The sequence below is a fragment of the Ancylobacter mangrovi genome (assembly GCF_024752335.1).
GTDB lineage: Bacteria > Pseudomonadota > Alphaproteobacteria > Rhizobiales > Xanthobacteraceae > Ancylobacter > Ancylobacter mangrovi.
The window spans coordinates 678,578-696,724 of record NZ_JANTHY010000003.1 but is presented as its reverse complement, the minus strand read 5'-3'; the positions used below and the strand labels follow the sequence as shown (position 1 = coordinate 696,724).

Annotated in this window: 20 protein-coding genes; 5 read left to right on the top strand and 15 right to left on the bottom strand. The window is 70.7% G+C overall.

Translation table 11 applies throughout. The features are described 5' to 3' along the window. From NVS83_RS12885 to NVS83_RS12855, 7 genes are all read right to left on the bottom strand, one after another. Positions 1-774 (bottom strand): amino acid ABC transporter ATP-binding protein, encoded by a 774-nt coding sequence (locus tag NVS83_RS12885; RefSeq protein WP_258739763.1) that lies wholly within the window; start codon positions 772-774, stop codon positions 1-3. A gap of 14 nt (positions 775-788) precedes the next feature. Then, the gene (locus NVS83_RS12880) at positions 789-1,481 is read right to left on the bottom strand and encodes an amino acid ABC transporter permease (RefSeq protein WP_258739654.1); all 693 of its coding nucleotides are present in this window, start codon (positions 1,479-1,481) and stop codon (positions 789-791) included. Continuing rightward, complete coding sequence (locus tag NVS83_RS12875) at positions 1,478-2,251, bottom strand: amino acid ABC transporter permease (RefSeq protein WP_258739653.1); 774 nt, start codon at positions 2,249-2,251, stop codon at positions 1,478-1,480. The genes NVS83_RS12880 and NVS83_RS12875 overlap by 4 nt, the downstream gene beginning before the upstream one ends. A gap of 61 nt (positions 2,252-2,312) precedes the next feature. Then, positions 2,313-3,197, bottom strand: a complete 885-nt coding sequence (locus NVS83_RS12870; RefSeq protein WP_258739652.1) for an amino acid ABC transporter substrate-binding protein — start codon at positions 3,195-3,197, stop codon at positions 2,313-2,315. Positions 3,198-3,271: 74 nt separating this feature from the next. After that, on the bottom strand, positions 3,272-4,438 hold the full coding sequence (locus NVS83_RS12865; protein ID WP_258739651.1) for an aminotransferase class V-fold PLP-dependent enzyme: 1,167 nt from the start codon (positions 4,436-4,438) through the stop codon (positions 3,272-3,274). A gap of 325 nt (positions 4,439-4,763) precedes the next feature. Continuing rightward, positions 4,764-5,552 (bottom strand): IclR family transcriptional regulator, encoded by a 789-nt coding sequence (locus NVS83_RS12860; protein WP_258739650.1) that lies wholly within the window; start codon positions 5,550-5,552, stop codon positions 4,764-4,766. Positions 5,553-5,692: 140 nt separating this feature from the next. Then, on the bottom strand, positions 5,693-6,463 hold the full coding sequence (locus tag NVS83_RS12855; protein ID WP_258739649.1) for an AraC family transcriptional regulator: 771 nt from the start codon (positions 6,461-6,463) through the stop codon (positions 5,693-5,695). Positions 6,464-6,580: 117 nt separating this feature from the next. Between NVS83_RS12855 and NVS83_RS12850 the strand changes: the two genes are divergently transcribed. Continuing rightward, positions 6,581-7,798 (top strand): MFS transporter, encoded by a 1,218-nt coding sequence (locus NVS83_RS12850; RefSeq protein WP_258739648.1) that lies wholly within the window; start codon positions 6,581-6,583, stop codon positions 7,796-7,798. A gap of 7 nt (positions 7,799-7,805) precedes the next feature. Here the strand turns inward: NVS83_RS12850 and NVS83_RS12845 are convergent, their stop codons facing one another. The 3 genes from NVS83_RS12845 to NVS83_RS12835 form a co-directional block, all read right to left on the bottom strand. Then, positions 7,806-8,228, bottom strand: a complete 423-nt coding sequence (locus NVS83_RS12845) for a DUF1801 domain-containing protein (RefSeq protein ID WP_258739647.1) — start codon at positions 8,226-8,228, stop codon at positions 7,806-7,808. Positions 8,229-8,323: 95 nt separating this feature from the next. Then, positions 8,324-9,367: an HPP family protein gene (locus NVS83_RS12840; protein WP_374115045.1), complete on the bottom strand. Its 1,044-nt coding sequence runs from the start codon at positions 9,365-9,367 to the stop codon at positions 8,324-8,326. Between the two features lie 37 nt (positions 9,368-9,404). After that, the gene (locus NVS83_RS12835; protein ID WP_258739645.1) at positions 9,405-9,857 is read right to left on the bottom strand and encodes an Rrf2 family transcriptional regulator; all 453 of its coding nucleotides are present in this window, start codon (positions 9,855-9,857) and stop codon (positions 9,405-9,407) included. A gap of 75 nt (positions 9,858-9,932) precedes the next feature. Here NVS83_RS12835 and NVS83_RS23460 point away from each other — a divergent pair, with 75 nt between their 5' ends. Both NVS83_RS23460 and NVS83_RS12820 read left to right on the top strand, forming a co-directional pair. After that, the gene (locus NVS83_RS23460; protein ID WP_309486195.1) at positions 9,933-11,258 is read left to right on the top strand and encodes a PAS domain S-box protein; all 1,326 of its coding nucleotides are present in this window, start codon (positions 9,933-9,935) and stop codon (positions 11,256-11,258) included. A gap of 94 nt (positions 11,259-11,352) precedes the next feature. After that, positions 11,353-11,763 carry a DUF2177 family protein gene (locus NVS83_RS12820; protein ID WP_258739644.1) on the top strand — a complete coding sequence of 137 codons (411 nt, stop codon included), beginning with the start codon at positions 11,353-11,355 and terminating at the stop codon, positions 11,761-11,763. Between the two features lie 28 nt (positions 11,764-11,791). Here NVS83_RS12820 and NVS83_RS12815 read toward each other — a convergent pair whose 3' ends face one another. The 5 genes from NVS83_RS12815 to NVS83_RS12795 are packed head-to-tail and all read right to left on the bottom strand — an operon-like array spanning position 11,792 to position 15,764. Further along, on the bottom strand, positions 11,792-12,820 hold the full coding sequence (locus NVS83_RS12815; protein WP_258739643.1) for a cyclopropane-fatty-acyl-phospholipid synthase family protein: 1,029 nt from the start codon (positions 12,818-12,820) through the stop codon (positions 11,792-11,794). Continuing rightward, positions 12,817-13,632 (bottom strand): DUF1295 domain-containing protein, encoded by an 816-nt coding sequence (locus tag NVS83_RS12810; protein ID WP_258739642.1) that lies wholly within the window; start codon positions 13,630-13,632, stop codon positions 12,817-12,819. The genes NVS83_RS12815 and NVS83_RS12810 overlap by 4 nt, the downstream gene beginning before the upstream one ends. After that, positions 13,629-14,513: an alpha/beta hydrolase gene (locus tag NVS83_RS12805; RefSeq protein WP_258739641.1), complete on the bottom strand. Its 885-nt coding sequence runs from the start codon at positions 14,511-14,513 to the stop codon at positions 13,629-13,631. The genes NVS83_RS12810 and NVS83_RS12805 overlap by 4 nt, the downstream gene beginning before the upstream one ends. A 7-nt stretch (positions 14,514-14,520) precedes the next feature. Continuing rightward, on the bottom strand, positions 14,521-15,201 hold the full coding sequence (locus NVS83_RS12800; protein WP_258739640.1) for a ChrR family anti-sigma-E factor: 681 nt from the start codon (positions 15,199-15,201) through the stop codon (positions 14,521-14,523). Continuing rightward, positions 15,198-15,764: a sigma-70 family RNA polymerase sigma factor gene (locus NVS83_RS12795; RefSeq protein WP_374115060.1), complete on the bottom strand. Its 567-nt coding sequence runs from the start codon at positions 15,762-15,764 to the stop codon at positions 15,198-15,200. The genes NVS83_RS12800 and NVS83_RS12795 overlap by 4 nt, the downstream gene beginning before the upstream one ends. Positions 15,765-15,984: 220 nt before the next feature. Here NVS83_RS12795 and NVS83_RS12790 point away from each other — a divergent pair, with 220 nt between their 5' ends. Together NVS83_RS12790 and NVS83_RS12785 are read left to right on the top strand one after the other, a co-directional pair. After that, complete coding sequence (locus NVS83_RS12790) at positions 15,985-17,361, top strand: NAD(P)/FAD-dependent oxidoreductase (RefSeq protein ID WP_258739638.1); 1,377 nt, start codon at positions 15,985-15,987, stop codon at positions 17,359-17,361. Next, positions 17,361-18,146 (top strand): DUF1365 domain-containing protein, encoded by a 786-nt coding sequence (locus NVS83_RS12785; protein WP_258739637.1) that lies wholly within the window; start codon positions 17,361-17,363, stop codon positions 18,144-18,146. The genes NVS83_RS12790 and NVS83_RS12785 overlap by 1 nt, the downstream gene beginning before the upstream one ends. The last annotated feature ends 1 nt before the right edge of the window (position 18,147 follow it).

The window sequence follows — 18,147 nt, the reverse complement described above, 5'->3', positions numbered from 1 at the left end:
CTAGTGGATCACCTGCCGCAGGAACTCGCGCGCCCGCTCGCTCGCCGGCGCGGAAAAGAAGCGCTCCGGCGTGTCCTGCTCGACCACCGCGCCCTTGTCCATGAACACGACGCGGTCGGCGACCTCGCGGGCGAAGCCCATCTCGTGGGTGACGCAGACCATGGTCATTCCCTCGCCGGCGAGGCCGACCATGGTGTCGAGCACCTCCTTCACCATCTCCGGGTCGAGCGCCGAGGTCGGCTCGTCGAACAGCATGACCTGCGGGCGCATGCACAGCGCGCGGGCGATCGCCACACGCTGCTGCTGCCCGCCGGAAAGCTGGCCGGGATATTTGCCGGCCTGGTCGGGGATCCGCACCTTCGACAGGAAGTGCATCGCGATCTCGCGCGCCTCCCTGCGGGCGATGCCGCGCGCCTGCACCGGCGCCAGCATGCAGTTCTCGAGGATGGTGAGGTGCGGGAACAGGTTGAAGCTCTGGAACACCATCCCGACCTCGCGCCGCACGGCGGCGATGTCCTTCAGCGCGTCGGTGAGCTCGTGGCCGTTGACCACGATCCGCCCCCGGTCGTGCGTCTCGATGCGGTTGAGGCAGCGTATCAGCGTCGACTTTCCCGAGCCCGACGGCCCGCAGACGATGACGGTCTCGCCCCGCGCCACCTCGAGGTCGACATGGTTCAGGGCCCGGAAGCCGCCATAGAACTTGGTGACGCCTTCCAGCACGATGGCCGGCTCGGCCTGCGCGGGGCCGGCGAGCCTCGGCGTGGGCAGGTGCATGTTCATCGGCGGGACTACCGGTTCTGGTTGAGCTGGGTGCGGCGGCGCAGATAGGCGACGAGCTGCGAGGCCGTGCAGCAGATGACGAGGTAGACGACGGCGACGGCGAGATACATCTCCACCAGCCGGCCGTTGAGCTGCGCCAGCTTCGAGGCGGCGCCGACCAGGTCCGTCAGCGACAGCACGTAGACCAGCGAGGTGTCCTGGAACAGGATGATGGTCTGGTTGAGGATGATCGGGCTGGTGACGCGCGCCACCTGCGGCAGGATGACGAAGCGGTAGGTCTTGTAGGTCGACAGCGAGAGCGCCTGCGCCGCCTCGTACTGGCCCTTGCTGACCGAGCGCAGCCCGACCCGGATGATCTCCGAATAATAGGCGGCCTCGAACAGCGAGAAGGTGATGAAGGCGGTCCAGACCCCGCCGATCGGCATCGGCCGCCCGCCATTCATCAACGCGCCGAGCATCAGCGGCACCAGGAAGAAGAACCAGAACAACACGAGGATGAGCGGGATCGAGCGGATCAGCGCCACATAGCCGCGCGCGAGCTGGGCGCCGACCGGCACCTCGAGATGCTGCAGCAGCGCGAGGCCGGTGCCCAGCACCATGCCGGCGGCGAAGGCGACCGCCGTCAGCAGCAGCGAGAAACGCAGCCCCTCCCACAGATAGGGCAGGTTGTCGAAGACGACGCTGAAGTCGAGCTGGCTCATGAGGAGGCTCCCTCCGGCAGCCGGCGCGCCAGCAGCCGCAGGCTCTTCCTGCGGGCGGGAGGCGCCGTGCCGGGGATCCGCGCCCGCTCGTCGATCCAGTTCATGAGCTGGTAGGCGGCGAGCGCGAGCATGAGGTAGATGATCGTCGCCGCGCCGAAGGCGGCGAAGGTCTGGAACGCCTCCTCGCTGATCTGGCGGGCCTCGGCGGTGAGCTCGAGCAGGCCGATGGTCAGCGCCACCGAGGTGTTCTTGTAGATGCCCATGACCTCGCTGGTCAGGCTCGGCACGATCAGGCGCAGCGCCTGCGGCACCAGCACCAGCCAGTAGGTCCGGCGTTCGGTGAGCCCGAGCGCCGCGGCGGCCTCGCGCTGGCCGGCCGGCAGGGCCTCGAGGCCCGCCCTCACCTGCTCGGCGACGCGCGCGGCCGTGTAGAAGGACAGGCACACAAGGGCGGGGAAGAACGCGCCCCAGGGCGGGGGCATCTGCTTGATCCAGGTGCCGAGGCTCGCCGGCAGCAGCTCGGGCACCACGAAGTACCAGAGGAACATCTGCACCAGCACGGGAATGTTGCGGAACACCTCGACATAGACGCGCGAGAGGATGGCGATGGTCCGGTTCTCGACCGTACGGCCGATGCCGACCACCAGCCCGATCGCGAAGGCGAGCCACCAGCCGAAGAAGGCGAGGCTCAGTGTCCAGCCGAGGCCGGACAGCAGCCAGACGCCGTACATGCGCCCGTCCGAGCCCTGGTCGAATAGCACGGTGAACATCGCGCGCCTCCTTCTGCCCGCCGTGGCGCGGCGCGGTCGGGGGACCGCGCCGCCGGCAGGATCAGTAATCCACGACGTCGCTCGGCTTGGCGACGCGCTCCTTCAGAGCCTCGCTCATCGGGAAGTTGAGGTTCATGCCCTTGGGCGGGATCGGCGACACGAACCACTTGTCGTAGAGCTTGGTGAACTCGCCCGAGGCCATCAGCTTGCCCAGCACGTCGTCAACCGTCGCCTTGAACTCGGGATCGTCCTTGGAGAACATCAGCCCATAATAGGTCTTCGGGTACTGGTCCGACAGGAAGGCGAGCTTCGCCGGGTCCTTGTACTGGGCCTTCAGGCCGGCGAGCAGGATGTCGTCCTCCATGAACGCCGCCGCGCGGCCGGAGGTGAGCATCAGGAAGGATTCGGCATGGTCCTTGGCCTGGACGATGCTGAGGCCGAGGCCCTCCTTCTGCGAGATGCCCTGGGCGATGCCGACCGCGTTCGAGCCCTGGGTGACGACGACGGTCTTGCCCTTCAGGTCGGCGGCGGACGTGATGCCGCTGTCGGCCATGGTGAGCCAGGACGGCTGGCTGGCGAAGGTGGACACGCTGAAGCTCACCTGCTCCAGCCGCTTCTTGCTGCTGGAGGTGCCGCCGCACTCGATGTCGATGGTGCCGTTCTGGATCAGCGGAATGCGGTTGGACGAGTTCACCGGCACCAGGTTGACGGCGATCTTCTCGCCGAGATCGGCCTCGAGCCGGGTGACGAGCTTCGAGCAGAGGTCGAGCGAGAAGCCGATCGGCTTCTGGTCCGCCCCGAGATAGGAGAACGGGATCGAGGCGTCGCGATAGCCGATGGAGATCGCCTTGTTGGACTTGATGCGGTCGAGCGTCGGCCCGGCCTGCGCGGCGGAGAGCGTCAGCACCGACAGGGCGGCGGCGGAAAGGAACGCGGCCAGTTTCATCAGTTTGGTTCCCTCTGGTTGGTTATAGGGCATTGGCTTGACGGCGGGAGCGGGCGAACCGCATCCGGTCGCGGCTAGGCGGCCCTCGGCGAGCGTCCGGGCCGGACGCCGCGCTCGCGGACCACGTCGAGGAAGCGGTCGACGTCGGCGGCGGTGTTGAACATGCCGAACGAGATGCGCACGCCGTCGCGCTCGGGCGACAGGCGCACGCCGCGGCTGGCGAAATAGTCGAGCCACTCCTCGGCTGGCAGCGCGGCCACATAGATGTGCGGCGCCCGGTGGGCGCGCGCGCGCGGCCCCACCAGCGCGACGCCGCACGCATCGAGGCCCTCGATCAGCCGGTCGCCGAGGTCGAAGCAGTGGGCAGCGATGTTCTCGACGCCGATGGAGCCGATGAGATCGAGCGCGGCGCCGAGCGCGTGGGTCGCCGGCAGGTTGAAATTGCCGATCTCGAAGCGGGCGGCTGTGGGCGCCGGCTCGAGGTCGTCCGGCCGGGCGATCAGGTCTGCCGGCGGACGGGCGAGGCTGATGGCGGCGAGATAGGCCGGCTCGAGCTCAGTGCGGGTCCGGTCCCAGTAGAGCAGTCCAAGCCCCTGCGGCACCAGAAGGCCCTTGTGGGTGCCCGAGCCGATGAAGGTGGCGCCGACCCGCTTGACGTCGATCGGCACCACGCCGACGCCCTGCATGATGTCGAGCACGTAATAGAGGCCCGCCTCCGCGCACAGCCGACCGACGTCTTCGACGTCGAAGCGATGGCCCGCATGGAAGGTGACCTGCGACATCGAGATCGCCCGGGTGCGGGCATCGATGTGCGGCCGGAAGCTCTCCGCGTTCACCGTCTCCGTCATCGGAACGAAGCGGACCTCGACCCCCTTCCGGGCGAGGTTGAGGAAGGCATAGGCGTTGTTGGGGTGGTCGCCATGGACCATCAGCACGTTGTCGCCGGCGGCCAGAGGCAGCGCGTTGGCGGCGATGTTCATGCTCTCGGAGGTGTTCTTGGTGAAGGCGACCTCTTCGGGCGCGGCGTTGAGGAACGCGGCGAGCTTCGCCCGCGTCGCCTCCATCCGCTCGATCCAGACCGACTTCGGCCCCGCGGTCTCGTAGGCCTCCTCGATGAAGGTCTCGAGCGCCCGGCGGACCGGGGTCGACATCGGGGTCTGAAAGCCGGAGTCGAGGTAGGTCAGCCTCTCCGCGGCGGGAAACAGCTTCCTCACGGCCTCGACGTCGTAATGCTTCGTCATCATCGTCTCCAATCGGCCGGCGGACCGGCCCCGCCGCGCGGGCGCCGCCTTCCCGATGCCGATGCACTCACCGCGGGCGCTCGCGGGGAGCGGCCGCACTGCACAAAAACGGACCATCCGGCGCCGCCGATCAAAGGATAGGCGAAGGCGTCGTTCCGTCCATATGAATGTCATTTTATGAGTATTTTTTATTCCGATTTATGAGAATTTACTAGATGAATGATCGCCTCAACCGTGGAGCCGAGGCGCAAGAATGCGTGCCTCCGCGCTGGCGAAGTGCCTGTGTGGTCAAGCTTTCCGGGAAGGTCTCGGGGGTCGCGCGGCGCTAGGCGCCGTCGAAGTCGGCGTCCACCTGCAGGATGGTGTCCGACAGCAGCCGGGCAGCCCGCAGCAGCGGCTCGCGGAAGCGCTCCAGCTCCTCGAAGCTCACCCGCGCCACCGGCACCGAGACGCCGAGGCAGGCGAGCAGCGTGCCGTCCGGCGCCTTGATCGGCACCGCGCAGCCGACGACGCCCTTCACGAACTCCTCGTTCGTGCGCGCCCAGCCGGCGCCCCGCGTCTCCTCGAGCACCGCGAGCAGCCGGTCCGGGTCGACGATGGTGCGCTCCGTGTGCCGCTCCATCGCCAGCGCACGCACCAGCTTCTCCCGCGCCCGGGCGGGCAGCAGGCTCATATAGATCTTGCCGGTCGAGGTGCAGTGCAGCGGCGCGCCGTTGCCGGGGTCGAACTGAAGGCCCTGCGGGGCAGTGACGCGCACGCTGTCGACATAGACGACGAGATTGCTGCGCACGATGCCGATCTCGCACTGCTCGCCGATTTCCGCCGCGACGTTCTGCAGGACCGCGTGCCGGCGCGCCGAGCGGAAGGCGGAGCCGATGGTCTTTCCCGCCAGCACCACCAGCTTGTTGCCGACCACGTAGCGCCGCGTGCCCGCCGCACGCTGCAGCAGGCCCCGCGCCTCCAGATTGCCGATCAGCCGGTGCGCCGTCGGCAGCGGCAGGTCGAGAGTCTTGGCGATCTCGGCGGCCGACACCGCCTTGAGCTGCCCCGCGACGAACTCCAGCACGGCAAAGGCACGGTCGAGCGGGCCCTCAAGACTGGCGGGCGAGGTCACCTTGTTTCACCTTGAGCGTGGTTTCGGGACGGGATGCGGCACCGGCGCACGCCCCTTATGTCCCCACTCCCCCCGGCGGGCAAGGCGGCCGGGGGGAAGGTCGCGCCCGCCATTTCGGCTCGCCGATATCGCCGCGCGGATCAGGACACGCGCAGATAGGCGCGGGGCGATGCGCCGAGAACCCTCTTGAACATGGTCGTGAACGCCGCCGGGTTGTCGTAGCCGAGGTCGATGGCGATCGTCGTCACCGGCTGGCCGGCGGCGAGGCGCGGCAGCGCCGCCATCAGGCACGCCTGCTGGCGCCAGGCGACGAAGCTCAAGCCCGTCTCGCGCCGGAACAGGCGGGTGAAGCTGCGCCGGCTGAGGCCGAGCGCCTCGCGCCAGCCGTCGATGGTGTCGTGCGGTGTCGGGCTGCGCAGGAAGCGCCGGCAGCGCGCCGCCAGCGCCGGGCTGGCCGGCATCGGAAGAGACAGAGGGAGCGAGGGCAGATGGCGCATCTCGTGCTGGATCAGCGTCATCAGCGCCCCATCGCGTCCGTCGAGCTCGTACTCCGCCGGCAGCGCCACGGCTTCCGCCAGCAGGCTCGCCATCAGCGCCGAGATGCCAACCACCTGGCAGCGCTCCGGCATGCCGTGGATCGCTTCGGGCGCGAAATAGAGGCTGCGCATCCGCACCTCGCCCATCATCTGCACCTCATGCACCACGCCGGGCGGAATCCACATGCCGCGCTGCGGCGGCATCATCCAGGTGCCGTGCCGGGTGGTCGCCAGCACCACGCCGGTCGAGCCGTGCAGGAGCTGGCCGCGCCGGTGGTGATGCGGCGCGATGACGTGGCCGTCGGGATATTCCGAGCCGAACGCGATCACCGGGCGCGGCACGTCCTCGCGAAGAGTGGTCTCGTTCCGTCTCATCTCGTGGCCCACTCACGTAAGATATTGACCCTAACGAAGTAGCGGGCCGGCGGCCACCCACTATGTTGGCGGCCGAAGCGCCGGCTGCCCGGCGCGATGGTGGCGAGGAAATTCCCCATGAGCGAGGTCAGTCTGGAGCGGCCGAGGACGGCCGGCGCCACCGTGTTCCCGGTGCTCGCCGGCGCCAGCTTCTGCCACCTGCTCAACGACATGATCCAGTCGCTATTCACGGCGGCCTACCCGATCTTCAAGGGCGGCTTCGATCTCAGCTTCGCGCAGATCGGCCTGCTGACGCTGGTCTACCAGCTCACCGCCTCGCTGCTTCAGCCGCTGATCGGCATCTATACCGACCGCCGCCCGCAGCCCTATTCGCTGCCCTTCGGCATGGGCGTGACCATGGTCGCGCTGCTGGTGCTCGCCGTCGCCTCGAGCTACCCGATGCTGCTCGCCGCCTCCGCGCTGCTCGGCATCGGCTCGTCGATCTTCCACCCGGAATCCTCGCGCCTCGCGCGCCTCGCCTCGGGCGGCGCGCACGGGCTCGCGCAGTCGATCTTCCAGATCGGCGGCAATCTCGGCGCGGCGCTCGGGCCGCTGCTGGTGGCGTTCTTCGTGCTCCCGCACGGCCAGGCGAGCCTCGCCTGGTTCGCGCTCGCGGCGCTGGGTGGCATGCTCGTCCTCACCGCGCTCAGCCGCTGGTACACGAGCAACGGCCACGCCCGGCCGGCGGCGCGCGGCGGCGCGGTCATCCATCCCGATCTCACCATGCGGCAGGTCGGCGGCGCGCTGTCGGTGCTGTTCTGCCTGATGGTCTCGAAGTGGTTCTACCTCGCGACCTTCACCAGCTACTACATCTTCTTCCTGGTGGGCCGGTTCGGCATCCGCGACGCGCAGGCGCAGATTTATCTCTTCGTCTTCCTCGCCGCGGTGGCGGCGGGCACGCTGATCGGCGGGCCGGTCGGCGACCGGATCGGCCGCAAGACCGTGATCTGGGTCTCGATCCTCGGCGTGCTGCCCTTCGCGCTGGCGCTGCCCTATGTCAGCCTGCCGGCCACTGTCGCCCTCAGCGTGGTCATCGGCCTGCTGATCGCCTCCGCCTTCCCGGCCATCGTGGTCTATGCGCAGGAGCTGATGCCGGGGCGGGTCGGCATGGTGTCGGGCCTGTTCTTCGGGCTCGCCTTCGGCATGGGCGGCGTCGGCGCCGCGGTGCTCGGCGTGCTGGCGGACTGGACCAGCATCGACTTCGTCTACCGCGCCTGCGCCTTCCTGCCGGCGATCGGCGTGCTGGCCGCGCTGCTGCCGAATGTCGACCGGCGCCGGACGGCAGCGGGGCGATAGGCCGCCATCAGCCGCGCGCGGGCCTGCCGGCAGGCTTCTTCTTGCCGAGGTTGAGCGCCACCGCTTCCTGGAACAGCGCCTTGAAGGCGGCGGCGTCGACCGCCTCGCCCTCGCGGATGTCGATCGCCCGGCGCGTGCCGCCGCCGAAGCCGGCATTGAACAGGCCGGCGGGGTCCTGCAGCGCCGCGCCCTGGGCGAAGGTCAGCTTGACATAGGTCTGGTAGACCTCGCCGGTGCAGACGATCCCGGCGTGCTCCCACACCGGCACGCCGGAGGGGTTGGTGGGCTTCACCCACTTCACCGTCTCGACCACCTCGGGATCGGCCTCGTGGATCAGCCCGCGCATCCGCGCCAGCGCCTCGCCGCGCCAGCCGCCGAGGCTGGCGAGCTTCGCGTCGATCCGGGCCGACGGCGAATCCTGATCGGTCATGCGTCCCTCGCGATGGTCTTCCGGCCGCGCCGTGAAGGCTATCGCTTCTGGGTAGACGCCGCACGCCTCCCGCGCAACCGTCCCTCGGGCGCGGGCTAGTTCAGCCCGCGCGTCAGCACCGCCAGCCAGTCCGCCTCCGTCACCACCCCGACCGGCCGGCCCTCGGGATCGACGATGAAGACGGCATGGACCCGCTCCTCGGCATAGCGCGTCAGCAGGTCGATCGCCGGCGTGTGCGGTGCCGCCGTCGAGGCCGGCGACATGATGTCGGCGACGGTTCGCGCGGAGGGGTCGAGCTCGCGCAGCCCCACCGCGCCGGCCACGCGCCCTCCCGCGTCGAGCACCGGCAGGCGGCGCACATCCTTCGCCACCAGCAGCACGCGCGCCTCTTCGGCGGTCGCGGTGGCCGGCACCGAGACGACGTTCGCGCTCATCAGGTCGCGGCAGGCGAGCTGGCGATAGGCGCGCACCAGCGCGCGCTGCTTCAGCACCGCCAGCAGGGCCTCGAGATCCTCGGGGCTGATGTCGAAGGTCTCGCCCATCTCCTCGAGCGCCTGCGCGACGTCGCCGCGATCGAACGTCCAGGCCGGCGTGTCGGCCGGCTTCGGCGCCGGCGGCCGGTGCGGATAGGCGTGGCCGGACACGCGATGATAGAGCCACGCGCACGCGACCAGCACGACCGCATTCGCGCCCACCGGCAGCAGCGGCAGCAGGTAGCTCGACGAGCTGCCGGCGAACAGCCCGACCAGCGCGGCCGCCCCGCCCGGCGGATGCAGGCAGCGCAGCAGCGACATGGCGGCGATGGCGCCGCCGACGGCCAGCGCCGCGGCGAGCGCCGACAGCGGCATGTAATGCGCGATGACGACGCCGATGAAGGCGGAGACGATGTTGCCGCCGATGGCCGCCCAGGGCTGGGCCATCGGGCTCGCCGGCACGGCGAACAGCAGCACCGCCGACGCGCCCATGGGCGGGACGATCCAGATCAGCGGCGTACCTTCCTTCGCGGCGAGGCCGGTGATCAGCGCCGTCATGCCGATGCCGAACAGCGCGCCGAGGCTGGCGAACAGACGGTCGCGCAGCGTCGCTCCCGCGAGCATGGGTCGAAACAGCTTGGAACGCGCCGTGGTGGACAAGGTCATCTCCGGTATGTCGTCGGGAAGGGAGGAAGGAGCCGGCTCAGGCCTGGGCCGGCGGCTGCGCCCGCGCGCGGTCGAGCGTCAGGATCAGGCTGCGGAAGCCCTCCTCGCGCTCGACAAGGTCGGCCAGCGTGCAGCCGTCCAGCACCGCGAAGAAGGCCGCCATCGCCCGGTCGAGCACCGAGGACAGGCCGCACCCGCTCGACAGCGCGCAATGCGGGCAGTCGACGAGGTCGAAATCGTCCTCGGTGTGGCGCAGCAGAGCGCCGATGCGGATCTGCCCGGCCGGCCGCGCCAGCCGGAAGCCGCCGGCGCGCCCGCGCACGCTGGAGACATAGCCGGCCCTGCCGAGATCGTTCAGCACCTTCATCAGATGGTTGTGGGAAATGCCGTAGGCTGAGGCGATCTCGGAGATCGAGCACAGCTTGTCGCGATGCGCGGCGAGATAGAGCAGCACGCGCATGGCGTAGTCGGAATAGAGGGTGAGCTGCATGGGCGGCCTGTCTGGAAGCTTTCCAGGCGGTGAAAACATGTATACTATATACATGATTTAGACGGAGGCCAAGCGATGGTTGAGAGCAAACGCACGACCGGGACGGGGGTGGCCAGCGGAGCGGAGCTCGCTCAGGAAGGCGCGCCGCGCCCCTTCGTGATCGAGAGCCGCCATGCCGAGAGCGACGTCATCACCTCCTTCGTGCTGGTGCCGGCCGATGGCCGCCCGCCCCTTCCCCATGTCGCCGGCCAGCACCTCACCCTGCTGGTCGACCTGCCGGAAGCGGGCCTGCACAAGCGCAACTTCACCATCTCCAGCGCGCCGGACGGCGCCGGCTACCGCATCTCCGTGAAGCGCGAGCCGGAGGGGCTGGTCTCGCAATGGCTGCACGACAAGGCCGCGCCCGGCGCGCGGGTCGAGGTGGCGCCGCCCTCGGGCAGCTTCATCCTGCCGGAGGGAACACGCCCGGTCGTCATGGTGAGCGCGGGCGTCGGCCTCACCCCGATGGTCGCCATGCTCGAGGCCGCCGGCGCGGCGGGCGGCAGGCCGGGCCTGCACTTCGTCCACTGCACGAGGAGCCGGCGCACGCAGGCCTTCCAGCACCATGTGCGCGACCTCGCCACCGAGGCCGGGGCGACGACCACCTTCTTCCACACCCGCCCCGAGGAGGGCGAGGTCGAGGGCCGCGACTTCGACATCGCCGGGCGCCTCTCGCTCGACTGGTTGGCCGCCCACACGCCGGTCGCCGAGGCGGACTATCTCGTTTGCGGCCCGCTCGACTTCATGCGGACCTTCGTGCCGGGGCTGATCGAGGCCGGCGTGCCGGCGGAGCGCGTGCACTACGAGTTCTTCGGCGCCTTCGACGACCTCATGGGCGAGCCCTCCGACGGCCGGCCCGCCTCCGCGCCGTCGCCGGCGGCGCCCGGCCCGCGCCAGGGCCCGCGCCACGCCCGCGTGCTCGCCGGCTTCGCGCGCGAGGCCATCGGCGACGCCTTGCTCGACAGCGCCGGCGACGCCATCGTCGCCAGCGACGCGGCCGGCGACATCGTGCTGTGGAACGCAGGGGCGGAGCGCATCTTCGGCTTCGCCGAGGAGGAAGCGCTCGGCCGCTCGCTCGACATCATCATCCCCGAGCCGTTCCGCGCGCGGCACTGGGAAGGCTATCACGAGACCGTCGCCACCGGCAGCAGCCGCTACGGCGCCGGCGACCTGCTCGCCGTGCCGGGCCTGCACCGCGACGGACGGCGCCTCTCCATCGAGTTCACCATCGTCCTGCTCAAGGACGCGACCGGCAAGGTCACCGGCATGGTCGCCGCCGTGCGCGACGTCACCGCCCGCTTCGAGGAGACCAAGGCGCTGAAGAAGCGGCTGGCGACGCTGGAGCAGCAGGCGGCCGGCTAGTTCCGCTCCCCGCCCCGTGCCTCCTCCACCCGCCTGATCCGCCGGCCGGCCCCGTTCGTAGAGGCTTCAGGCAACGGATCGGGTGGTCGGACACATGGCATTCCTCATCAGCTATTTGGCGACGGGCATCGTGCTGCTGGCGGTCGACGCCGTGTGGCTCGGCCTGATGGCGAGCCGGCTCTACCGGCCGATGATCGGCGAGCTCATGGCCGACCGGATCAGCCCCGCCCCGGCCGTGCTGTTCTACCTGCTCTACGTGGCGGGGGTCGTCGTCTTCGCCGTGCAGCCCGCGCTCGCCTCGGGCCGCTGGACCACGGCGCTGATGCTGGGCGCATTCCTCGGCCTCGTCGCCTACGGCACCTATGACCTCACCAACCAGGCGACGCTGCGCAACTGGCCGACGCTGATCACCGTGGCCGACCTCGCCTGGGGCGCGGTGCTCACCGGGATTTCAGCCACGGCCGGCATGCTGGTCACGCGGGCGCTGACCGGCGGCGCCGGCTGACGCCCGGACGCCGCCGCCCGCACGCACGTCATCCGCGCGGGCGCAGAAGATAGTGGCTGACGCCCCATTCCTCGCCGCCGCGATGGCCGAACAGCCCGGCGGTGGCGAGGTAGAACAGGCGCCAGCGCCGTCGCCACAGCCCGCCCTCGGCGCCATAGACGTCGCGCAGCACCTCGTCGATCCGCTCGCGATTGGCGTCGAAACGCGCGAGCCAGTCCTCGGCGGTGCGCGCATAGTTGCGCCCGCTCCAGCGCCATTCGCCCTCGACCGCGAAGCCGTCACTCACGCAACGCACCAGCCCCTCGCTCGGCATGATGCCACCGGTGAAGAAGTGCTGCGCGATCCAGTCCTCCTCATCCGCATGGTCGAAGCGGTAGGGCACGGCGCGGTGGGTGAAGACGTGGAGGAACATCCGCCCCTCCGGCGCCAGCCAGCCCCGCGCCCGCTCCAGCAGCGCGCGCCAGTTGGCCATGTGCTCGAACATCTCCACCGAGACGATGCGCTCGAACCTGTCGCGCGTGTCGAAGGCGTTCATGTCCGCCGTCAGCACCTCGAGATTGGTGAGCCCCCGCGCCCGCGCCTCGCCCTCGATGTGGAGGCGCTGGGGAGCCGAGTTCGAGACCGCCACGATCCGCGACGCCGGGAAGCGCTCGGCCATGAAAAGGCTGAGCGAACCCCAGCCGCAGCCGAGCTCCAATATGCGCTGCCCGTCCTCGAGCCCGGCATGGGCGCAGGTTTCCTCCAGCGCGTGCAGCTCGGCCTCGGCCAGCGTCGCGGCGCCCTTGTCATAGAGGCAGCACGAATATTTCCGGTGCGGCCCGAGGGTGAGCGCGAAGAATTCCGCCGGCAGCTCGTAATGCTGGTCGTTGGCGCGCTCGGGATGCTCGGCGATGGGCCGTGCCGCCATCTCCTCGGCGAAGCGGCGCTCCGTGCCCGGCGGCTGCGCGGCGAGCGCGCGGCGGGTGCGCCCGACCAGCATGTCGATGCCGAGGCGCGTGAGGGAATCCGGCAGGGGCAGGCGCTCGGCGACGCGGCCGGCCGTGGCGATGAGGGTCATGTTCTCGAGCTCCGCTGGCGGCCCGGGGGACCGGGCCAGAACGCGTTGACCCGCCGCTGGTAGTCGCGGAACGCCCTGCCCCTCGAGCGCAGCATGTGCGCCTCCGTCGGCGGGATGCCGGAGACGTGGACGAGCAGCACATAGATGAGGAGCGGGGCGAGGAAGGCGGAGAAACCCAAGGGATGGGCGCCGGTGACGCTGATGGCGATGGCGGGATAGGCGAGCCAGCCGAGCCATTCGAAGAAATAGTTGGGATGGCGCGTCAGCCCCCACAGGCCGATGTCGCACACCTGCCCGCGCCGGGCCGGGTCGGCGCGGAACCGGGCGAGCTGGCGGTCGGCGACCGCCTCGCCCGCCACCGCCGCCAGCGCCAGCGCGATGCCGAGCCCGTCGCCCCAGCACCAGGACGGTGCGGGGTTATGCGCCGCGGCCATCATCGCGAGCACGAGCACGAGTGCGGCCAGCCCCTGGATCTGCAGGAACACGAACAGGCGCAGCGAGGCGTGCGGGCCCCATTCACGGCGCAGCTCGGCATAGCGCGGGTCGTCCTGCCCGCGCAGCGTGCGCGTCAGGATATGGCCGCCGAGGCGCAGCGCCCACAGCGCGATCAGCGCCGCCACCACGAGCTGGCGCGGCGGCCAGCCCTGCCCGACCGGCAGGAGGCAGGCGGCGACCCCGCCCGCCCCGGTGGCGAAGGACCAGACGGTGTCGACCCAGCCGTGATTGCCGCTGCGCTCGGCGGCGAGCCAGGCGCCGGCCATGGCGAGCGAAAGCCCGGCCGCAATGAGGAGGATGGCGGCGAGCGGGCTCATGTCGCCCCCTCCCCGTCCGTGACGCGGTTCACGAAGACGCTCACATCGTCGAGCACCGGCGCCAGCAGCCGCAGCGGCCAGGCGAAGGCGCCGAGCACGGTGCGATGGTCGACGCGCGGATAGACCCGCGTCGTCACCCGCCCGCCCCGCTCGCGGATGCGGGCGGCAAGGCGCTGGGTGTTGGCCGGCTCGACCGTGTCGTCATTCGCGCCGGTGGCGAGGAAGGCCGGCGCCTCGCGCCCCGTGACGAAGTTGATCGGCTGGCTCAGCGCCCGCTCCGGCTCCGGGCCGAAGATCGCCTTCAGCGTCGCGCTGTGCAGCGGCAGGAAGTCGTAGGGTCCGGCAATCCCGGCGAGGCCGGCGACGTCGCGCCGCGCGTCGAGCCCCTCGCCGGCCAGCCATTGCGGGTCGAACGTCAGCATCGCGGCGATGTGGGCGCCGGCCGAATGGCCGGCCAGCACCAGCCGGGCCGGGTCGCCGCCGAACCGGGCCGCGTGGTCGCGCACCCAGCGCACCGCCCTCGCCCCGTCCTTCAGGAAATCGGGAAAGCGCACCTCGGGGTAGACGCGGTAGTCGGGAATGAAGGTGACGATGCCCCGGCTCGCCAGCGCCGCGCCGACGAAGCGGTAGAGCGCACGCTCGCCCTCCTCCCAGCCGCCGCCATAGAAGAACACCACTACCGGCCTACCCGTACCCTCACTCGCGCCGCGCGGGGCGTAGACGTCGATGCCGTGGCGCGGGCCGTCGGCATAGGCGAGCCCCGTGGTCGCCACGACGTCTTCCAGCCGCGACAGCGTATTGAGCGCGGCGACCGGGGCGACAACGGCGGTCGCAGTGCCGCCGGCGAGCATGGTGAGCGCGACCAGCACGAGCTCGCGCATGGCGGCCTCAGAGCTTGATGAAGGGCTGGATCAGGCGGCCGAAGAAGCCGGTGAGCCGCATCGCGCCCTCCAGCGCGGCGAGGCAGATGCACTCGCCGTCCGGGTCGACGATCGGCTGGTGCTCGATCTCGTGGCCCATCTCGCTCAGATCGCCGGGCAGATAGCGCCCGTAGCCGTCGGAGAACGAGCCGACCAGCACCTGCGTGAACTCGGTGCCGACATGGCCGTGCTCGGGCAGCTTGCGGCCGGGCCCGACGCGCAGCAGCGTCAGCCGGGCTTCCGGGTCCTCCGGCAGCCGGACGGCGCTGGCGCGCACGCCGATGCCGATCCAGCGCCACGGCCCGAACTCGCAATCGGCCAGCGGCGCGGGAATGGGGATGCCGCCCGGCAGCAGCGACGGCGCGCGGCCGGACGAGGAACGCGCGGCCGCCGGCTTGCCGGGAGCCGCCCTGCCCGCCTCTTCCGCCTCGATGATGCCGAGCGCGGCGGCGAAGGCGTCCGGCGCCATCGGCACCGGCTCCATCTGTTCCAGCACCGCCCCGCCCACGGCCTCGAACTGCGCGAGGCGGGCGCGGCAGGCCGGGCAGCCGGCCAGATGCACCGCCACCACGCGCGCCGGGCCGGCGTCGAGGTCGCCGGCGGCGTAGCGCATCAGGGTTTCGTCCGTTGCGTGATGATGGATCGTCATGATTGGGCTTCCAGCAGCGCACGCAGCCGCCCGAGGGCGAGACGCACGCGCGACTTGACCGTGCCGAGCGGCAGGCCCAGCTCGCGGGCGATTTCCGAATGGGCCTTGTCGCCGAAGAAGGCGAGCCGCACCACGAGCGCCTGCTCGTCGGAGAGCGCCTTCAGCGCCGCCCGCACGCTGGCCTCGCGCTCGGCGGCGAGCAGCAGCGTCTCGCCGGAAGGCGCCGGCTCTTCCTCCACCGGCACCTCGCCCTCTGCGGAGCTCGCCACCCGTGCGCGCCGCAGATGGTCGATCCGCTGGTTGCGGGCGATGGTGAAGATCCAGGTCGACGCGCCCGCCCGCGCCGGATCGAAATAGGACGCCTTGCGCCAGACGTTGAGCATCGCTTCCTGAGCGACCTCCTGCGCGGTGTTGGCGGGCAGGCCCGATCGGCGCAGGAAGGCGTTCACGCGCGGGGCGAAGTAGCTGTAGAGCCGCGCATAGGCCTGGCGGTCGCGATCCTGCGCGACCTTGCGGATCAGCCCGGCGAGTTCGTCGCCGTCCGGCACCGCCTCGTCCTCCATGAGATGCGTCACGACCGTCCCCCGGCGCGCCGGCGGGGCGCCGGTAGGCATGGCGGATCGGGCATGGTCGAGCAGGGCATTCATGACCTCTTCTACGCACGGCCCGCGCTGCCGGATCATTCGCCGCCGGTCGATCCGACGGGTGATCCGGCGCCGGGGACGCTGCGTACAGACTAGACAAGCTCGCCCGATCGCTCCACCGGCCAGGAAACCGCGCGCCATGAACATTCGTCAGGACTTCGCGCCCGGCACGTCGCGCCGCATCGCCGTGGTCGGGGCCGGCATCGCCGGCCTCTCGGCGGCGTGGCTGCTCTCGCGGCGCCACGAGGTCACGCTGTTCGAGGCCGAGCACCGGCTCGGCGGGCACTCCAACACGGTGGAGGCGCACGGCACCCCGGTCGACACCGGCTTCATCGTCTACAACGAGGCCACCTACCCCAATCTCACCGCGCTGTTCTCCCATCTCGGCGTCGCGACGCGGGCGAGCGACATGTCCTTCGCCGTGTCGCTGGAGGGGGGGCGGCTGGAATATTCCGGCTCGGGCCTGCGCGGCCTGTTCGCGCAGCCGCGCAACCTCGCCTCGCCCCGCTTCGCCTCGATGCTCAAGGACCTGCTGCGCTTCTACCGGCAGGCCCCGCGCGACCTGCCCGCGCTCGGGCTCGCCAGCCTCGACGACTATCTCGACGCCAACGGCTACGGCCGCGCGTTCCGGGACGACCATCTCTACCCGATGGCGGCGGCGATCTGGTCGACGCCGGCGGCCGATGTGGGCCGCTATCCGGCGGCGGCCTTCGTGCGCTTCTGCGACAATCATGGCCTGCTGCAGCTCACCGGCCGCCCGGCCTGGCGCACCGTTACCGGCGGCAGCCGGAACTATGTCGCGCGGCTGCGCGACGACTATCGCGGCACGGTCGCCGCCGGTCACGCGGTCACGTGGATCCGGCGGCTCGCGGGCGGCGTCTTCCTGCGCACGCGGGACGGCACCGAGCACGTGTTCGACCACGTGGTGATCGCCGCCCATGCCGACCAGGCGCTGGCGATGCTGGAGACGCCGACAACGGCCGAGCGGGAGCTGCTCGGCGCCTTTCGCTACAGCCACAACGAGGCGGTGCTGCATTCCGACGCCCGGCTCATGCCGCGCCGGCGCGCCGCGTGGTCGGCGTGGAACTACCTCGCCGACCGGCGCGGCGCGGCGGAACCCGGTGAGACCGGCTCCGGTGGCGGGAGGCTCTGCGTCACCTACTGGATGAACCGGCTCCAGCACCTGCCGCAGGAGCGTCCGCTCTTCGTGACCCTCAACCCTGTCGCGCCGCCGGCCGAGCAGACCGTCGCCTACCGCACCACCTATCGGCACCCCATGTTCGACGCGCGGGCGATGGCCGCGCAAGCGCGCATGTGGTCGCTCCAGGGCGAGGGCGGGGTCTGGTACTGCGGCGCCTATTTCGGTGCCGGCTTCCACGAGGACGGGCTGCAGGCCGGGCTCGCCGTCGCCGAGGCGCTGGGCGGCGTGCGCCGGCCGTGGACGGTGGCGGAGGAATCCGGGCGCATCGCGCTGCCCGAGATCCCGGCGTTGCCGCAGATGCGGGAGTTCGCCTGATGAGCGCGCGGCACTCCGCCCTCTATGTCGGCTCGGTGATGCATGTGCGGGTGCGGCCGAAGCGCCACCGGCTGGCCTACCGCCTGTTCTCGCTGCTGCTCGACCTCGACGAACTCGGCGCGCTCGACCGCGAGCTGCGCCTGTTCTCGCTCAACCGCTTCAACGTCTTCAGCTTCTTCGAGCGCGATTATGGGAATGGCGACGGCCGACCGCTCAGGGCCTACGTCGAGCGCCTGCTCGGCGAGGCCGGGCTGGAGGGGGATGGCGGGCCGGTGCGGCTGCTCACCATGCCGCGCCTGTTCGGCTACGCCTTCAATCCGCTGAGCGTCTATTTCTGCCATCGCCGCGACGGCTCGCTGCTGGCGCTGCTCTACGAGGTGAACAACACCTTCGGCCAGCGCCACGCCTATCTGATCCCGGTCGCCCGGGGCGAGACGGCGCCGCTGCGCCAGAAGGCGGAGAAGCGCTTCTACGTCTCGCCCTTCATGGACATGGACCTCTCCTATGCCTTCCGCGTCGACCCGCCGGGCGAGGCGCTGCGCATCGCCATCCTCGCCAGCGACGCGCAGGGGCCGGTGCTGAGCGCGGTCCACACCGCCCGCCGCCGCCCGCTGGATGACGCCGGGCTCGCCCGCGTGCTGCTCGGCCAGCCGCTGCTGACGCTGAAGGTGATCGCCGGCATCCACTGGGAAGCGCTGCGGATCTGGATGAAGGGCATCGGCCTGCGTCCGCGCCCGCCGGCGCCCGAGCATCCCGTCACCGTTTCGCCCACGCACCGTTCCTGAG